The sequence below is a fragment of the Vibrio sp. TMPB1044 genome (assembly GCF_030442075.1).
GTDB classification, from domain to species: domain Bacteria; phylum Pseudomonadota; class Gammaproteobacteria; order Enterobacterales; family Vibrionaceae; genus Vibrio; species Vibrio satsumensis.
In genome coordinates this window covers 1-205 of the sequence record NZ_JAUJED010000049.1, presented here as the reverse complement: position 1 = coordinate 205, position 205 = coordinate 1, and the positions used below count along the sequence as shown (strand labels likewise).

1 rRNA gene is annotated in these 205 nt (G+C 50.7%); it reads right to left on the bottom strand.

The window, feature by feature from the left end:
* Positions 1 to 205 (bottom strand): 23S ribosomal RNA (locus QQ041_RS21965); the annotation flags it as partial.

Here is a 205-nt window from a genome sequence, read left to right as displayed (position 1 = left end):
TTAAGCCTCACGGGCAATTAGTACAGGTTAGCTCAATGCCTCGCAGCACTTACACACCCTGCCTATCAACGTCGTAGTCTACGACAACCCTTTAGGACGCTTATAGCGCCAGGGAAAACTCATCTCAAGGCTCGCTTCCCGCTTAGATGCTTTCAGCGGTTATCGATTCCGAACTTAGCTACCGGGCAATGCCATTGGCATGACA